This is a genomic window from Variovorax trehalosi (assembly GCF_051216415.1).
Lineage (GTDB): Bacteria > Pseudomonadota > Gammaproteobacteria > Burkholderiales > Burkholderiaceae_C > Variovorax.
The window spans coordinates 111,493-126,310 of sequence record NZ_JBPJZG010000006.1; the positions used below are offsets into that span (position 1 = coordinate 111,493).

General features: G+C 65.8%; 12 protein-coding genes and 2 tRNA genes. 5 read left to right on the forward strand and 9 right to left on the reverse strand.

The window, feature by feature from the left end; translation table 11 throughout:
- Positions 1-14: 14 nt before the first annotated feature.
- From ACSFA7_RS22475 to ACSFA7_RS22485, 3 genes are all read right to left on the reverse strand, one after another.
- Positions 15-1,502: a DUF3999 domain-containing protein gene (locus tag ACSFA7_RS22475; protein ID WP_435501415.1), complete on the reverse strand. Its 1,488-nt coding sequence runs from the start codon at positions 1,500-1,502 to the stop codon at positions 15-17.
- Positions 1,499-5,317 (reverse strand): DUF2339 domain-containing protein, encoded by a 3,819-nt coding sequence (locus ACSFA7_RS22480; RefSeq protein ID WP_435501416.1) that lies wholly within the window; start codon positions 5,315-5,317, stop codon positions 1,499-1,501. The genes ACSFA7_RS22475 and ACSFA7_RS22480 overlap by 4 nt, the downstream gene beginning before the upstream one ends.
- Before the next feature lie 123 nt (positions 5,318-5,440).
- A complete protein-coding gene (locus tag ACSFA7_RS22485) occupies positions 5,441-7,852 on the reverse strand; it encodes a UvrD-helicase domain-containing protein (protein WP_435501417.1) in 2,412 nt (803 codons plus the stop codon).
- 206 nt (positions 7,853-8,058) lie between these two features.
- Here ACSFA7_RS22485 and ACSFA7_RS22490 point away from each other — a divergent pair, with 206 nt between their 5' ends.
- A complete protein-coding gene (locus ACSFA7_RS22490; protein WP_435501418.1) occupies positions 8,059-9,036 on the forward strand; it encodes a GMP reductase in 978 nt (325 codons plus the stop codon).
- 23 nt (positions 9,037-9,059) lie between these two features.
- On the opposite strand, the gene ACSFA7_RS22495 is transcribed toward ACSFA7_RS22490, so the two are convergent.
- Entirely contained in the window at positions 9,060-9,926 is an 867-nt protein-coding gene (locus ACSFA7_RS22495; protein WP_435501419.1) for an alpha/beta hydrolase, read from the reverse strand.
- Positions 9,927-10,015: 89 nt separating this feature from the next.
- On the opposite strand from ACSFA7_RS22495, the gene ACSFA7_RS22500 reads away from it, so the two are divergent.
- Positions 10,016-10,091 (forward strand) — tRNA-Ala (locus ACSFA7_RS22500).
- A gap of 50 nt (positions 10,092-10,141) precedes the next feature.
- On the opposite strand, the gene ACSFA7_RS22505 is transcribed toward ACSFA7_RS22500, so the two are convergent.
- Entirely contained in the window at positions 10,142-10,849 is a 708-nt protein-coding gene (locus ACSFA7_RS22505; RefSeq protein WP_435501420.1) for an SDR family NAD(P)-dependent oxidoreductase, read from the reverse strand.
- A 142-nt stretch (positions 10,850-10,991) separates the two neighbouring features.
- On the opposite strand from ACSFA7_RS22505, the gene ACSFA7_RS22510 reads away from it, so the two are divergent.
- Both ACSFA7_RS22510 and ACSFA7_RS22515 read left to right on the forward strand, forming a co-directional pair.
- Positions 10,992-11,067: transfer RNA gene (locus tag ACSFA7_RS22510), tRNA-Lys, on the forward strand.
- 135 nt (positions 11,068-11,202) lie between these two features.
- Positions 11,203-11,991: a DUF4145 domain-containing protein gene (locus tag ACSFA7_RS22515; RefSeq protein WP_435501421.1), complete on the forward strand. Its 789-nt coding sequence runs from the start codon at positions 11,203-11,205 to the stop codon at positions 11,989-11,991.
- A gap of 48 nt (positions 11,992-12,039) precedes the next feature.
- Here ACSFA7_RS22515 and ACSFA7_RS22520 read toward each other — a convergent pair whose 3' ends face one another.
- From ACSFA7_RS22520 to ACSFA7_RS22535, 4 genes are all read right to left on the reverse strand, one after another.
- Entirely contained in the window at positions 12,040-12,543 is a 504-nt protein-coding gene (locus tag ACSFA7_RS22520) for a type II toxin-antitoxin system VapC family toxin (protein ID WP_435501422.1), read from the reverse strand.
- Positions 12,540-13,310 carry a hypothetical protein gene (locus ACSFA7_RS22525; protein WP_435501423.1) on the reverse strand — a complete coding sequence of 257 codons (771 nt, stop codon included), beginning with the start codon at positions 13,308-13,310 and terminating at the stop codon, positions 12,540-12,542. Before ACSFA7_RS22525 ends, ACSFA7_RS22520 begins: the two co-directional genes overlap by 4 nt.
- A 21-nt stretch (positions 13,311-13,331) precedes the next feature.
- Positions 13,332-13,523, reverse strand: a complete 192-nt coding sequence (locus ACSFA7_RS22530; RefSeq protein ID WP_435501424.1) for a hypothetical protein — start codon at positions 13,521-13,523, stop codon at positions 13,332-13,334.
- 112 nt (positions 13,524-13,635) lie between these two features.
- On the reverse strand, positions 13,636-14,289 hold the full coding sequence (locus ACSFA7_RS22535; protein WP_435501425.1) for a hypothetical protein: 654 nt from the start codon (positions 14,287-14,289) through the stop codon (positions 13,636-13,638).
- Positions 14,290-14,461: 172 nt separating this feature from the next.
- Between ACSFA7_RS22535 and ACSFA7_RS22540 the strand changes: the two genes are divergently transcribed.
- On the forward strand, positions 14,462-14,770 hold the full coding sequence (locus ACSFA7_RS22540) for a hypothetical protein (protein ID WP_435501426.1): 309 nt from the start codon (positions 14,462-14,464) through the stop codon (positions 14,768-14,770).
- Positions 14,771-14,818: the final 48 nt, after the last annotated feature.

A 14,818-nucleotide genomic window follows, 5' to 3' on the forward strand; every position in this document is an offset into this window, starting at 1 on the left:
CGCCAGTCAGTCCGTCAGTCCGCAGCGGCCCTGTCCTTGCGCAGGCTCGCGAACAGCGACCACGCCATGCCCGCGAGCAACAGCAGGCCGACACCCAGGGCACCCCAGAGCCACCACTTGCGTGACGGGTCGTTCGGCGCCACCTCGGGAACGGGCGCGAGCGCGGCGGCTGCCACAGCGGCCTCCACCGCCGCCACAGGCAACGTGACCGAGGCGTCGTCCGCCACGACGGGTTTGTCCGCGGCGTAACCCGGTATCAGCGTCGACAACGCGAGCGGCGCACCGGGCACCGCACCTTGAACCGCACCCTTGTCGGGCGCCGCGCTCCAGGCCAGCGAGAACGGCGCACCGCCCTGCGCGAGAAACACCAGCGTGCGCGGCGTGGCGCCCACCGCAATCGTCGGCGGCGTTGCGCCGAGCACGCTCACCGGGCCGGAAGTGCGCAGCCGCAGGCGCGAATACACCGCACCGTCGAGCGCCAGCACCGGCGAACGCGCCTCGCCGCCGGCTTGCGCGAGGCGGTACACCACCGTGTCGAGCAACGGCGCCTCGCCGGGGCCGCTGGGTAGCGGGGTCGCTCGGCGCTGCTGGTGCCGCAATGCGTAGAGCGGGTTGCGCGGCACGAACTGCGGCGGCGTCGCCGAAGCCGGCGCGGCATCGACCAGGCCCGACACGCCGACCTGCGCCAGCGTGTTGATGTCGGCCAGGTCGATGCGCAGGCTCTGCACCGGCAGGCCGCGCGGCAGCACGTAATCGCAGTAGTCCTCTGCGCAGCGCTCCGGCTTCAGCGCGCCGGACCATTCGATCGGCGCCACCGGCTCGACCTCCTGCACGCTGTCGATCTCCACCTTGGCGAGCGGCGCGCCTTGCTGCGGATCGCTCCAGCGCAGGCGCAGGAAGCGCGCGTGCAGGTTGCCCAGCTCGACCGCCATGCGCTCGATGGTCTGGCCGCCGTGGGCCAGGCGCACCAGCTGCTCTTCGCCGCCCAACGGGCGCCATTGCCGCAGGTCGTCGCTGGCTTCCAGCCGGAAGGCGAACAGGCCGCGCGCATCGGGCGCGACCTCGAAGCGCGCCTGCAACAGGCTGCCCTTGACCTGGCTCACGTCGATGAGCCACTGTGTCGCGTCGTTCGGCTTGGCGGTGGCCTTGTTGTCCAGCGCCAGCGAGCCGTCGGGTCGCACGGTGAACGCAAGCGCGGTGTCGCCCGGTGCGGCACTGCCGGGCAGCGCGAAGATCGGCACCGCCTGCGAGGCCGTGCGCGGCGCGGCCGCCTCGTTGCGCAGCCAGGCATAGGGCACCGCGTGCCCGGCGGCGTTGTGGACCCGCAGGTCGCTGAGGTCGCCATAGGCGGCACGGCCGTAGATGGCGAGCGGCAGCGTGAGCCGGTGGTACGGCCCGGCGCCCTGCAGCGCGATGGGGGCGGAAGTGACCGGCTGCGCCTGTGCCGCGCCAGCCGCAGCTATCAGCGCGGCAAGGACGACGCGAATCGAACGGCCGCTCATACCGCACCTCCTTCGACCGGGGACTGCTTCGGCTCCGGCTCTTCCTTCTTCGGCGGCACCGGCGCGAAGTACCCAACTAGCAACAGCAAGGCGCCAACTGCAATGAACGACACGATGCGGAACAACCCGCCCCGGTCCGCCAGTTCGACGAAGAACAGCTTCAGCACCACCACGCCGAGCAGCGCGGCACCCGCGATCCACAAGGTCCGCACCCGGCGCCCATGGCCGAGCACCATCGCGACCACGCCGCAGACCGCCCAAGTGATCGACAGCGCTGCCTGGGTGAGCCACGAGGCATAGAGCGCGTCGAAACGCCACTCCACGCCCGCGTAGTGATGGCAGGTGCGCAGCACCATGCCGGTCAGCAGCGCGAGGCCGGTGAAACCGAGCGCGCCCTTCGCGACCATCGGCTGCACGCGCGCGAACGAACCCTGCGGCAGCGCGCGCCACCAGAGCACCAACGCGAACAGCACGAGCCATTGCGCGAGTTCGAGCGGATTGAGCAGCGGCACATACGGCAGCGGCGCCGCATTGCCAGGGCTGACGGCATTGGTGACCCACACCCATGCGAGCAGGTACACCGCCACTGGTGTCGCGGCGAACTCCAGGTAGGCGCTGCGGTATTCGTTGAGCGGCCAGCGCTGCAGCAGCACGCGCGAGCGCAGCGCCCACAGCACGAGCGCCGGCACGATGGCCCAGCCCAGCAGTTGCCAGCTCGACCACTCGGCGCCGATGCGGCCGAGCTGCCACTGGCATTCGCGCGCCGCGAGCAGCAGGAAGAGCCAGAAGCCCGCAACGTGGAACGGAGTGAGCGCCGAGGCGTCGAGCCAGCGCTTCTGCGCACGCAGCAGGCGCAGGTGCCACACGAGCGCCAGCGGCCAGGCGATCCAGCCGAGCGCGCTCGACGGCACGTAGAACAACGTCGGACCGCCTGCGATGCCGTAGGCGGCGATCAGTCCGAAGCCGGGCAGCGTGGCGATCGTCGCCTGGCCGAGCTGCGACCAGTTGCGCCGATGCGCCACGAGCGCGGACAGCACCGACGTCACCAGCACCACCGCCATGACGGCTGCGGGCACGTGGTTCGCCAACGCGTTCAGGTTCAGCACCCGGACGCTTTCGTCCAGCATGCCGAACAGCCACCACCCCAGGCCCCAGACCACCGGCACCCACAGCACGACCGGGTTGGCGCACCAGGCATTGACCCAGCGCTTGCGCGCCACACCGGTGGGCTCGCCTGCGCGCGGCCGTGCCTCGTCGCGCAGCCAGTCGCCAGCCAACAGCGCGGTGAGGCCCAGCACCACCGGCGTCCAGAAGCCCAGATGCCCGAAGGCGGGACGCAGCACACGCATGTCGCCGCCCATCTCCGCCAGCACGATGAAGAGGATCGCCGAGACCGCATGCAGCACGCCCGCGAACGCTGCGAGCGGCAGGTGCGCCATACGCAGCGCCACCCACAGCACGACGGTGGCGGTCAGCGGCCACAGCAGCGCGGCTTGGCCAAGGCTGATCTGGAACAGCATCGCCAGGTGCAGCAGGCCGACGCCCGCGATCACACCCACCACATTGCCGGTCGACCACACGGGCTGAACGCCGCGCGCCAATGCCGCGCGGTGCGCCTGCAACATCGACCAGGCAGCGCTGCCAAGCACGCTGAGCGCGATCAGGCACGCGGCGGCCGCACCCTGCCAGCCGCTTTCGAGCGCCTGCTTCGCATCGAGCCCATCGCCCGCGCGATGCAGCGTGGCGATGAAACCCGCCACCGCCAGCGCCTGCATGCCGAAGCTCACGTAGGTGAGCGGCAACAGCGCGAAGCGCACGGCGACAGCGAAAGTGACCGATGCGAGAACGGCCGTCGCGGCCGCGGCCCAGGGCGGCGTGAACCACTGCCACAGGAGCAGCGTGAGCGCGGCCATGCCGAGCCACGGCAAGGCGCTGCCGACGATGGCTTCGAGGCTGTCGCCCTCATCGAGCTTCGCGCGGCGGTGCATGGCCCACATCGCAAAGGCGCTCGCCGCCACCAGCAGCGGGCCGATCACCGAACCCTGCAACAGCGGATGCCCCGCCGCCGCATCGAGCTGCGTGGCTTCGAGCAACTTCCACACGGCGCCTGCGAACACCAGGAACGAGAAGGCACGCGCATAGACGCGCCCTTGCCGCGCGCCCAGCCAGTACATGCCCGCCGCCTCGACCCCCCATGCCGCGCCGGTCCATTGCCCTTCGAGGCCGAGCGGAATCGCGAGCGTGCCGAAGATCACGCCAACGATGGCGTAAGCCTCCGCCAGCAGCGACAGACCCTTGGGCTGCGTGGCGAACACCAGCCGGCCCATCACGAGATAGAACGCCGCGAGCGCCATCGCCGAGAACGCAGCGCCGTATTCCCACGGGCGCATCAGCAGGTACTGCATGCCGAAGGCGACCATGGGCGTGCCGAACACCAGCGAGCTGTCGACCCGGCCCGCGCGGCGCAGCGTGTCGAGCGCGCGCGTGGCCAGCGGCTGCGCGGGCTGCACCGGCGCATCGAACAGCGTGCGGCGCGCGAAGAACAGGCCGATGGCGGTGAACAGCAGGAAGAACACGACGAGGAACGGCTGCACGATGCCGTACTGGTCATCGCTGTAGTACTTGTGCGCCCAGCCGGCTGCGAGGGTGAAAGTGCCCACGAAGCCGATCAGGTTGAGCACGCGCCAGGCCTTGAACCAGGCGATCAGCACGATGCCGACGTCGAGCACTAGGATGTAGGTGAAGAGGCCCACCGGCTGGTTCGAGCCGGTCGATGCCAGCACCGGCGCCGCGAAGCCTTCGAGTGCAGCGACGATGGCGAGCAAGGGCGCGTTCTGCAGCACCGCCAGCGCGGCACTCAGCACCGCCACGCCGAACAGGAACGCGAAGCCCACGCTGGCCGGCAGCAGGCCGCTGAGCTTCATGGCCGCGAGCGTCGTGAGATAGAAGACGCCGATGCCCGCCCCCTGCAATATCAGCGCATAGCCCGCGCGCTTGTGGCGCAACAGCCAGCCCAGCACCAGCAGGCCCGCGCCCACCAGCGCGACCGCCGCGTAGCGCAGTTCGATCGGCACCGTGACACGCTCGGCCGTGTAGCGCAGCAGGAAAGCCAAGCCGAGGAACAGGATCAGCACGCCGAGCTTCACCAGCATGGTGCCGCCGAAGATCAGGTTGGCGATCGGTGCGGGCAGGCGGTCGCGCAGCGGGACCGGTGGTGACGGAGGCGGCGGGGGTGGGCGTCGAACCAGCGGCGGCACGGCGACCGGCGCAGGGACAGCGATGGTTTCAGGCGGACGTGGTGCGGCGGGTTTGTCGACAGCGGGAACGACGGGTGCGGCAGGCGCCTCTGCAGCGGGCTCCTTGGCAACGACGACAGGTTGCGGAACCTGCATGGTCGAGATGCGAAGCCGCGTCATCTCGGCGGCGCGTGCGGTCGCCGGTTGACCCAAGGGCAGTGAAGGCGATTCGGCCACTGGCGTGCCGGCCATGGAGGTGGCGAGATCGCTGACCGGCGTGGCCGGTGTCACGACTACTTCGCTTGGGCCCTGCGCGAGCCGGCGTTCGAGCTGGCTGACCCGCTCCTCGAGCTCGGTCACCCGCTGCTGCAGCTTCATCACACCGCCTGCGGGTGCCGTCACGGCCGGCGTGCCGACGGTGCGGCCGTCCAGCAAGCCGCCTTCAGCCTCGGTGCGCTGCGGCGCATCCTTTTTCTTCTTGCCGAACAGCTGCGAGAACGCGTACGCGCCGACGAGTGCGAGAACCAGCGCCACGGGCACCGATTCGAACAGCGCCCCAATGAACAGGCCGGCAATCATGCCTATGAACCACATCCCTGACTCCCCATGTTTTGGCGAGTCCGGAGTGTACGGCTGATCCCGGCGAAAACCGGCCTGACGCCCGCCCGGCCTATGCTGTTAGCTATAGGTTTAGTAGCAGCTTCAGACCGGCGTGAGCTTGGCCACCGACAGCGCCAGCCACTTCACGCCGTGGCGGGTGAACTTGACCTGCGCACGCGCATCGTCGCCCGTGCCTTCGAGGGCCACCACCGTGCCCTCGCCGAACTTGTTGTGGAACACCTGCATGCCCGAGCGCAGTCCGTGCGATGGCGCGGTCTTCTGCGGCGGCACCGGCGGACTGGCGAAGGTGTCCTTGCTGCCGCCGTAGCTGCTGCTTCCACCGCTGTAGCCGCCGCTGCCGCCACGCGTGCTCGCGTAGCCGCCGCCATAGCCGAACGCCGACGGCGTGAAGCCCTGGTTCTTCGGCGTGAGCCACTTGAGCGCGCCTTCGGGCAGCTCGTCGAAGAAGCGGCTCTTGACGTTGTAGCGGGTCTGGCCGTGCAACATGCGGGTCTGCGAATGGCTCAGATAAAGGCGCTTGCGGGCGCGCGTGATGGCCACGTACATCAGGCGGCGCTCTTCCTCGAGGCTCTCGAAGTCGCTCATCGAGTTCTCGTGCGGGAACAGGCCCTCTTCCATGCCGGTGATGAACACGCAATCGAACTCCAGGCCCTTGGCGGCATGCACCGTCATGAGCTGCACCGCGTCCTGGCCGGCCTGCGCCTGGTTGTCGCCCGATTCGAGCGCGGCGTGCGTGAGGAACGCGGCCAGCGGGCTCAGCGTTTCGCCGGTCTCGGCGTCAGGGGCGAGCGGCTCGTCGAGCACCGGGCGGGTCGGATCGATGCCCTGGCTCGCGGGCGACTGCCGCAGTTCGTCGACCGGCAGCGCCACCGCGTCGCGGCCGAAACCTTCCTGTGTGACGAAGCTCTCGGCCGCGTTCACCAGTTCGTCCAGATTCTCCAGGCGGTCCGCGCCTTCGCGGTCGGCCTTGTAGTGTTCGACAAGGCCGCTGTGGTCGAGCACCAGCTCGATGATCTCGCGCAGGCTCACGCCCTGGGTTTGTTCCCGCAGCACGTCGATCTTGGCGACGAAGCCGGTGAGGTTCGCGCCCGCCTTGCCGCCGACGACGCTGACCGCGTCGTGCAGCGAACGCCCGGCCGCGCGCGCCGCGTCCTGCAGGGTTTCGAGCGTGCGTGCGCCGATGCCGCGCGGCGGGAAGTTGACGACGCGCAGGAAGCTGGTGTCGTCGTCCTTGTTCTCGAGCAGGCGCAGGTACGCCAGCGCATGCTTGATTTCGGCGCGCTCGAAGAAGCGCAGGCCTCCATACACGCGGTACGGCACCGAGGCATTGAAAAGCGCCGTTTCGATCACCCGGCTCTGCGCATTGCTGCGGTAGAGCACGGCCATCTCCTTGCGGTCGAAGCCGTCACGCACGAGCTGGCGCATTTCCTCGACCATCCACTGCGCCTCGGCCAGGTCGGTGGGCGACTCGTACACGCGCACCGGCTCGCCCGGGCCCTGGTCGGTGCGCAGGTTCTTGCCCAGGCGCTTCTTGTTGTGGCTGATGAGCTCGTTGGCCGAATCGAGGATGTTGCTGTAGCTGCGGTAGTTCTGCTCCAGCTTGATCTGGTGCTGCACATCGAACTCGCGCACGAAGTCGGCCATGTTGCCCACGCGCGCGCCGCGAAAGGCGTAGATGCTCTGGTCATCGTCGCCCACGGCGATCACGCTGTTGTTGGGGTTCGGCGTGAACTGCCCGCCGACCGTGTTGCCCGAGAGCATCTTGATCCACGCGTACTGCAGGCGGTTGGTGTCCTGGAACTCGTCGATCAGGATGTGGCGAAAGCGCCGCTGGTAGTGCTCGCGCACCGGGTCGTTGTCGCGCAGCAGTTCGTAGCTGCGCAGCATGAGCTCGCCGAAGTCGACCACGCCTTCGCGCTGGCACTGCTCTTCGTAGAGCTGGTAGAGCTCGACCTTCTTGCGGTCGTCGTCGCTGCGGATTTCCACGTCCTTCGGGCGCAGGCCGTCTTCCTTGGCGCCGGCAATGAACCACTGGGTCTGTTTGGCCGGGAAGCGCTCGTCGTCGACGTTGAACTGCTTCATCAGGCGCTTGATGGCCGAGAGCTGGTCTTGGGTGTCGAGGATCTGGAAGGTCGAAGGCAGGTTGGCGAGCTTCCAGTGGGCGCGCAGGAGACGGTTGCACAGGCCGTGGAAGGTGCCGATCCACATGCCGCGCACGTTGACCGGCAGGATCGCCGTCAACCGCGTCATCATTTCCTTGGCGGCCTTGTTGGTGAAGGTCACGGCCAGGATGCCGCCGGCGGAGACCTGCCCCGTCTGGAGCAGCCAGGCGATGCGGGTGGTGAGCACCCGCGTCTTGCCGGAACCGGCGCCCGCCAGGATGAGCGCATTGCCCTGTGGCAGGGTGACCGCAGCGCGCTGCTCCGGGTTCAGGTTCTGCAGCAGCGGCAGTTCCGGGGGGTTGGCATCAGCCGCGAGATCGTTAAACAACATCCTGCGATTGTAGAAACCACCGCGTATGCGGGTTATACGAAGAACCGGAAGACCCGCCCTCGCGACACCGCGTAAAATCAATCACCGGGCCCAAGATTCTTGCGCCCGGTTTTTTGTGGGCGTTTCCTTTTCGAAACGCATCGCGAAAGCCGGCCGGACCAAGCGCTCATTCGTTTCTTTCAACGATTCCTTTCAGGAGCCTGGTCATGCAGATTTTCGATTACGACAACATTCTTTTGCTCCCCCGCAAGTGCCGCGTGGAGAGCCGCTCGGAATGCGACGCCAGCGTCACGCTGGGCGAGCGCACCTTCCGCCTGCCGGTGGTGCCGGCCAACATGAAGACGGTGGTCGACGAGTCGATCTGTCTCTGGCTCGCGCAGAACGGCTACTTCTACGTGATGCACCGCTTCGACCTGGACAACGTGAAGTTCGTCAAGGACATGCAGGGCAAGGGCGTGTTCGCCTCGATCTCGCTCGGCGTGAAGAAGCCCGACTACGAGACCGTCGACCAACTGGTCGCCCAGGGCCTGGTGCCCGAATACATCACGATCGACATCGCGCACGGCCACGCCGACAGCGTGAAAAACATGATCAGCTACCTCAAGGAGAAACTGCCCAAGGCCTTCGTGATCGCCGGCAACGTCGGCACGCCCGAAGCAGTGATCGATCTCGAGAACTGGGGCGCCGACGCAACCAAGGTCGGCATCGGCCCGGGCAAGGTCTGCATCACCAAGCTCAAGACCGGCTTCGGCACGGGCGGCTGGCAGCTGTCGGCGCTCAAGTGGTGCGCGCGCGTGGCGACCAAGCCGATCATTGCGGACGGCGGCATCCGCGACCACGGCGACATCGCCAAGAGCGTGCGCTTCGGCGCCTCGATGGTGATGATCGGCTCGCTGTTCGCGGGCCATGAAGAGTCGCCGGGCAAGACGGTGGACGTCGACGGCACGCTCTTCAAGGAGTACTACGGCTCGGCCAGCGACTTCAACAAGGGCGAGTACAAGCACGTCGAGGGCAAGCGCATCCTCGAGCCCATCAAGGGCAAGCTGGCCGACACGCTGGTCGAGATGGAGCAGGACGTGCAGAGCTCGATCAGCTACGCGGGCGGCCGCACGCTGATGGACATCCGCAAGGTCAACTACGTCACGCTGGGCGGCGCCAACGAGGGCGAACACCTGCTGATGTAAGCGTCCTGCCCGGGCGGTGTCGCTCAGGCTTCGAGCAGTTGCACCGCGTGGCGGTGCAACGAGTGGGCCGGATCGGCGAATGCGTCGACCACGCCGAAGTGGTCCAGGCCTGGGAGCACCTCGCACACCGGCACTGCGTTGCGGCCCCAGGCATCGCGGATCATCGCGTTGTGACGGATGAATTCGGGGCTCTCTTCGCCACCGACTGCCGCGTAGAGCTGACCGCGTGGCGGCGCGGGCCAGAGCGCCGGGCTTGCGCGACGGGCATCTGCATCGGTCAGCTTGAGCGTGTTCTCCAGGAACGGCGTGCGTTGCAGTGGACGCAGATCGTACAAGCCGGAAATCGAGAGCGCGTTGCGCACCAGTTGCGTGGGCAGGTCGGGCGCAACCGCCTTCCAATCGCAGGACAACAAAGCCGCCGCCATATGGCCGCCGGCCGAATGACCGGCAACTGTGATGCGCGAGGGATCGCCGCCATAGGCCGCGACGTGCCGCCAGGTCCATTCGAGCGCACGCACCATCTGCAGCAGGATGCCCGGCACGGTGACTGGCGCCTCGACCGGTCCGGGGCACAACGCGTAGTTGGGCACGACGACGCAGATGCCGCGGTCGTTGAACGGCGGTGCGATGAAGGAATGCTGGCTCTTGTCCATCGCACGCCAGTAGCCGCCGTGGATGAAGACCAGGACTGGTGCGTCGGGAATCGGTGCGGGGAAAATGTCGAGCGTCTCGTTCGGGCCCTCGCCATAGCGCAGGTCGATCCGCCCGGACAAGGCGTCGCGCACCGCGGCCGATTCACGCGTCCACCGCTCGAAGTACGCCGGATGGTTTTTCACCCGCGCGAGGTTGTTGTACATGCCTTCCAGCCAGGCGGGGTCGTACGAGGCCATGCGATTGCTGCTCTTGGTTTTGCGAGGCGCGAATCTTGGCACGACAACGTGCGCCGGGACGGGAGTCTGGTTAGAATTTACGTCGTGTTGGGGGGGTAGCTCAGCTGGGAGAGCGCCGCGTTCGCAATGCGGAGGTCGTGAGTTCGATCCTCATCCTCTCCACCAACCGATTTGAAAAGGCCTTGGCAACCGCCAAGGCCTTTTCTTTTTGGCGCTCAGGTATCGAGCGTCAGATGCTGGCCGTGCAACGCCGCGGCTGCGGTCGATGCGAGGAAGCCGATGGTCTGCGCTGCGACCGACGTCGACACCCACTCGGCCGGATTGGCATCGGGCATCGCCTGGCGATTCGCAGGCGTATCCAGCACGCTCGGCGCGACGCTGTTCACGTTGACACCGTGCGGTGCGGCTTCGGCCGCCATCGTCTCCACCAGACGTTGCAGCGCACTCTTCGATGCGATGTACGCGGCCATCGCCGGCACACCGCGCGCCGCGACTTTTGCCGTCACCGCGACGATGCGGCCGGCCTTGCGTTCGATCATCGAGGGCAGCACGGCCTGCGTCACCGCGACGAACGACCATGCGTTGAGATTCATCATCCGGTCCCAGCTCGCGCGCGAGAGTGCATGCGTTGCCTCGCCCATTTCGAAACCACCGGCGATGTGCACGAGTGCGTCGACACGGCCGAAGGCCTTGAGCACCTGGCCGGTCAGCTCGGCCATGTCGGGCGCCGAGGTCACGTCGCCTGCAAGCAGCAGGTGCTGCGAGTTGTCCAGCCCCGGAAAGACTTCGGCCAGACGGCCCGCGTGGTGATCGATCAGCGCAAGACGCGCGCCCTGGTCAAGGAAGTGCTGCGCCACGGCACGACCCAGCGCGCCTGCGGCACCGGTGATCACGACATGAGGCGTGGTGTTTGCATCGCTCATAAGAAAATGCTCCTGATTGAGGAGGGGCATGGCCCCGTCGGTGGCGCATCCTAACGCCGCGGTTCACAATTTTTTTGGACACCCGAAAATTCTGGGATATACTCGTGGTCTTGCCTGAAAACGCAAAGCGATTACAGCGCAGGGGCTCTTAGCTCAGTTGGTAGAGCAGCGGACTCTTAATCCGTAGGTCGAGTGTTCGAGTCACTCAGGGCCCACCACCAACATGGCGGAAACGCTAGAAAGCCTGCTATCAAATCGGTAGCAGGCTTTTTTCATGAGTCTACTGGTGACAGTCTGGTGACAGAATCGGTGCGATTGCCGCGGTCGACCCCCTCAACCAGTAGCATCGAGCGATGCCTGTAGACCGCGCACTGTTCACCGCTTCGTTCAACAAGGACGACTCGCCCAACTGGCCGTGCATGACATGCCGCGGCGGGCACCTTCGTCTTCATCCCGATTCCCTCAAGCATCTCGACACCGCTGCGTCGAGAGAAGCTTCGAAACACGAGGCGCATGACCCGGAGTGGGACAGGATGAGGGGTGTCGCCCTCGTGATGTGCGACAACCCCAGATGCAAAGAATCGGCGACCATCGCGGCCGAAGGCAAGTTGGTTGAAGACCCGGACTGGGAGCGGCGGGAGATGAATTACACGGCTGTCTTCACGCCGACTCATTTCAACCCGTCGCCGCCGCTGATCGAAGTTCCTGATGCCTGTCCTGAAGCGGCAAAGGCGGAGATCAAGCTTGCGTTCGTGTCGTCGTGGGGGGATCAGGCGGCCGCAGCCAATCACATCCGCACGGCGGTCGAGCGCCTCTTAGATGCGCGGCGCATTCCCAAGACCAACCCGAAAAACAAGAAACGCATGATCCTGCACGATCGCATCGAGCGAATCAAGGCCAGCCAGCCCAACGCTCATGCTGCTCTTATGGCGATCAAGTGGCTGGGCAACGCCGGCAGCCACACGGACGAACTGAGCCGCGACGATCTGTTCAACGCGTTCGACATCTTGGAGTTGGCCCTGCGCGAGTTGTATGTCGGGCACGACAAGCGGATCAGCCGTCTCATTGCCGCGATCAACACCCGCAAGGGGCCAACGAAGCCAAAGCGACAGGCCTCGTCGCGAGACGCATTGTTCGATTGATTTCGACCGCAACCCGCCGCCCCCGACTGCACTCACTCGGCGGACGCCTCAGGCGGCCTCGTCGTCCAACTGCAGGGCGTTTTGGTTGCCAGCGTTGAACCACGCTTCGCTATATGCGTCCCCGCAGAAGACGCCAAACGGCAGCGCACGCGTGCCGTAGGTCTTGCGCAGGGTCTCGATGTGCGTCACACATCTGTCGTCGTCGGTGAGGAAGTGAGAGATGCCTGAAATCTCGCACTGCGCAAGCAACTTGACATCATCCTTGACGGTGTTGCGTGGATAGCCCTCAGGCCGCGCGGCCACCGCGGCCAGCGTGAGGCTCGCTGCGGCCTTTGCATCGTCGATGTTGAAGGGCAGCACGATGAAGTTGTGCAGGCCTAGATCGTCGACCTGCTGTTTGACCTCAAACTCCGACACCACGATCGTCGACAGGTACATCATCACGCCGCGCTGGATCAGCTTGACGAAGTACTGCTTGGCAGTTGCATGGTTCGCCCGCGTGGGGTCGCTGAGGGTGATCAGATAGCTCGTGTCGAGCAGCACGCCGTTCATTCGTTGGAGCCTCGTAGCTGACGCACCCACTGCGCGGGGTCATCCACATCTTTCCACGCCTCGGCGCCCTTGCGGGTGAGCCGGTCAAAGGCGTCAGCATCGAACTTCGGCGCGTAGTTCACGAACTCGATTAGCGTCGGGTCTTTCATCTCGCCGGTTTCGAGGTTGTACTTCGCCTTGATGCGCAGATGCACGACCCGATAGACCATGTTGTCGGCCTTCGCCTTGATCAGGTCCTTGTCGGTGCGCACGGTCAGCGTCTTGCCGTTGGGTAGCTTGATGTGAGCGTTCGACTCCCGGACCCCGCCGAGGTCCATCAGTTCGCCCTGGATGTAGCGTTCCACGTCCACCCACTTCTCGATGTCGAGCGCGTGAAAGTCCGTGGTGTGATCGATCACGATCACGCGATCAAGCGCGTCAGAGGCGATGCGGATTGCGCGCGAGAGCGAAGCCTTGGCCCCGCTCTGCCAGCGCTCCATGATGGTTCGCCGCTTGGCGTCGATCTTCGACAGGTCGACTGATTTCTGGAGCTGTTGAATGTCGTGCAACAACTGCGGCGCGAAAACCGGGGGCACAGCTACCGCGAAGGAACCCTTCACCACGGCCACGTCTAAGTCGGCCGGATCGACCTCCTTCTCACTGCCGCGAACGAAATCTCTAACGTCAGCAGTGAAGCTGCTCAGCAGCGCCAGCGGCACGCGCTGGGGCGAAATCGCGTAGCCACGCGACTCATCCTCCAGGGCAATTGTGATGCTGACGGTTTCCATACAAACATTCTCCCATGCCGTTCACGAAGGCGGGCGAGGCGCATCTTCCAGCGGCTCCAGCCATACGACGACGGCGTCAGCCGGGCTCAACTCGCGCAGCCGTGGATCACGCCAAAGGTCGGCGGCGACCTCTTCGAGCTGCTCCGCACCGACGGTACGCCAATGCCGATGAAGCCGGTGCGCTACGGCGTCGATCCAGATGGCGGCGGGCATCGATTCCATCGCTTCATGGTAGATAACAACTGTATGTTTGTCCAGTGTTTCTGCGTGTGCTCCACGGCGACTCGCGGCCGTCCAGCGGCCCTGAACGTTGGAGCCAAGTAGCCTAGCTTGATGCCGCAGGGGGCACGGCACGGCGGTACTCGGCCAAGGCCTCGGCGAAGCGCTGGTCATAGAACTCCTTGGCGTCAGGCCGCAACCCGGTCAGATGAACCACGGTCGCCTCGTTCGTGCACAAGGTGTCGTACAAGAAGACCGCGCTGTCGAGTAGCGGTTGCATCGCAGGGACGTTCATCACCCGCTGATCGTCAAGGTGGGCGACAAATTTATCGCGATATTCCCTGACTCCGTCAATCAGCGCGCCGTAGGCAGCTTCGTCCATCCCGAGAGCTGCCGTGAGCCCGGCAAGCAGCGTCGCGGGCTCTGGGATGACGCGGGCGAAGTGGTGCTTGCTCTTCTTGTCCGCGAAGACCTTGCACCACTCCGACACCGCGATATCGAGGAAGTTGCCATTCGCTCTGATCCAGAAATTGCGCTGCACGACGACGTGCCTCTCGCCCTTGGAGTTGGTCGCCCAGCCTGCGCGGTAGCATGCAATGTTGTCGATGCAATGGTGGGTCAGAAGTGCGACTCGCCTTACGCGTTCACCCTCGGTCAGGGCCTCGTCGTCTTCGTCGTCGGGCTCGGAGCTTTGCGCTGATTGTTCGCCGGTCACATGGCCTCCACGCTGTGAATGATGGGTGATGATGCCCCGTGTCATGGCCGCGCGGTGCGCCAGCGACCGGGCCGAAAGTCTCGTTCAGGCAAAATTGACGCGGGTCGGTTCTGCCGGTCCTCGCGGCTTTGTTTCCCGCTCACGCCAGCGGGTGCACGGCCCTGATTTTTGCCGCATGGCCGGCCCATAAGGCTGCAACACTCAACCACTCGATCGCATGTCCTACCTTTCTGAAAAGTTCGCTTCCGCTCGCTCTGCCCTCATGCTGCCGCACATCAATGGCGAAGTGAGCAGCATCACGACGGCGATGCACGAAGCATCCCTTGGCCTCGACAAGCTCAATCGGTCGACGCTGGAACCGAGCCTCCAGGACTACCTGCGCGAATTTGACGACCTGATGAACACTACCGGCCTGTCAGACCCCAATGGCGAGGGCCTTCACGCCGTCAAGGCGCGCAGCTTCACGGTGGACCAAAGGGCGCAGTTTTCGAGGCTTGTCGATGAGATCGCCAGCCTCAGCGCCTGAGACACCGCATCGCTTCACCAGCCCGCTTCGGCGGGCTTTTTCATAGGC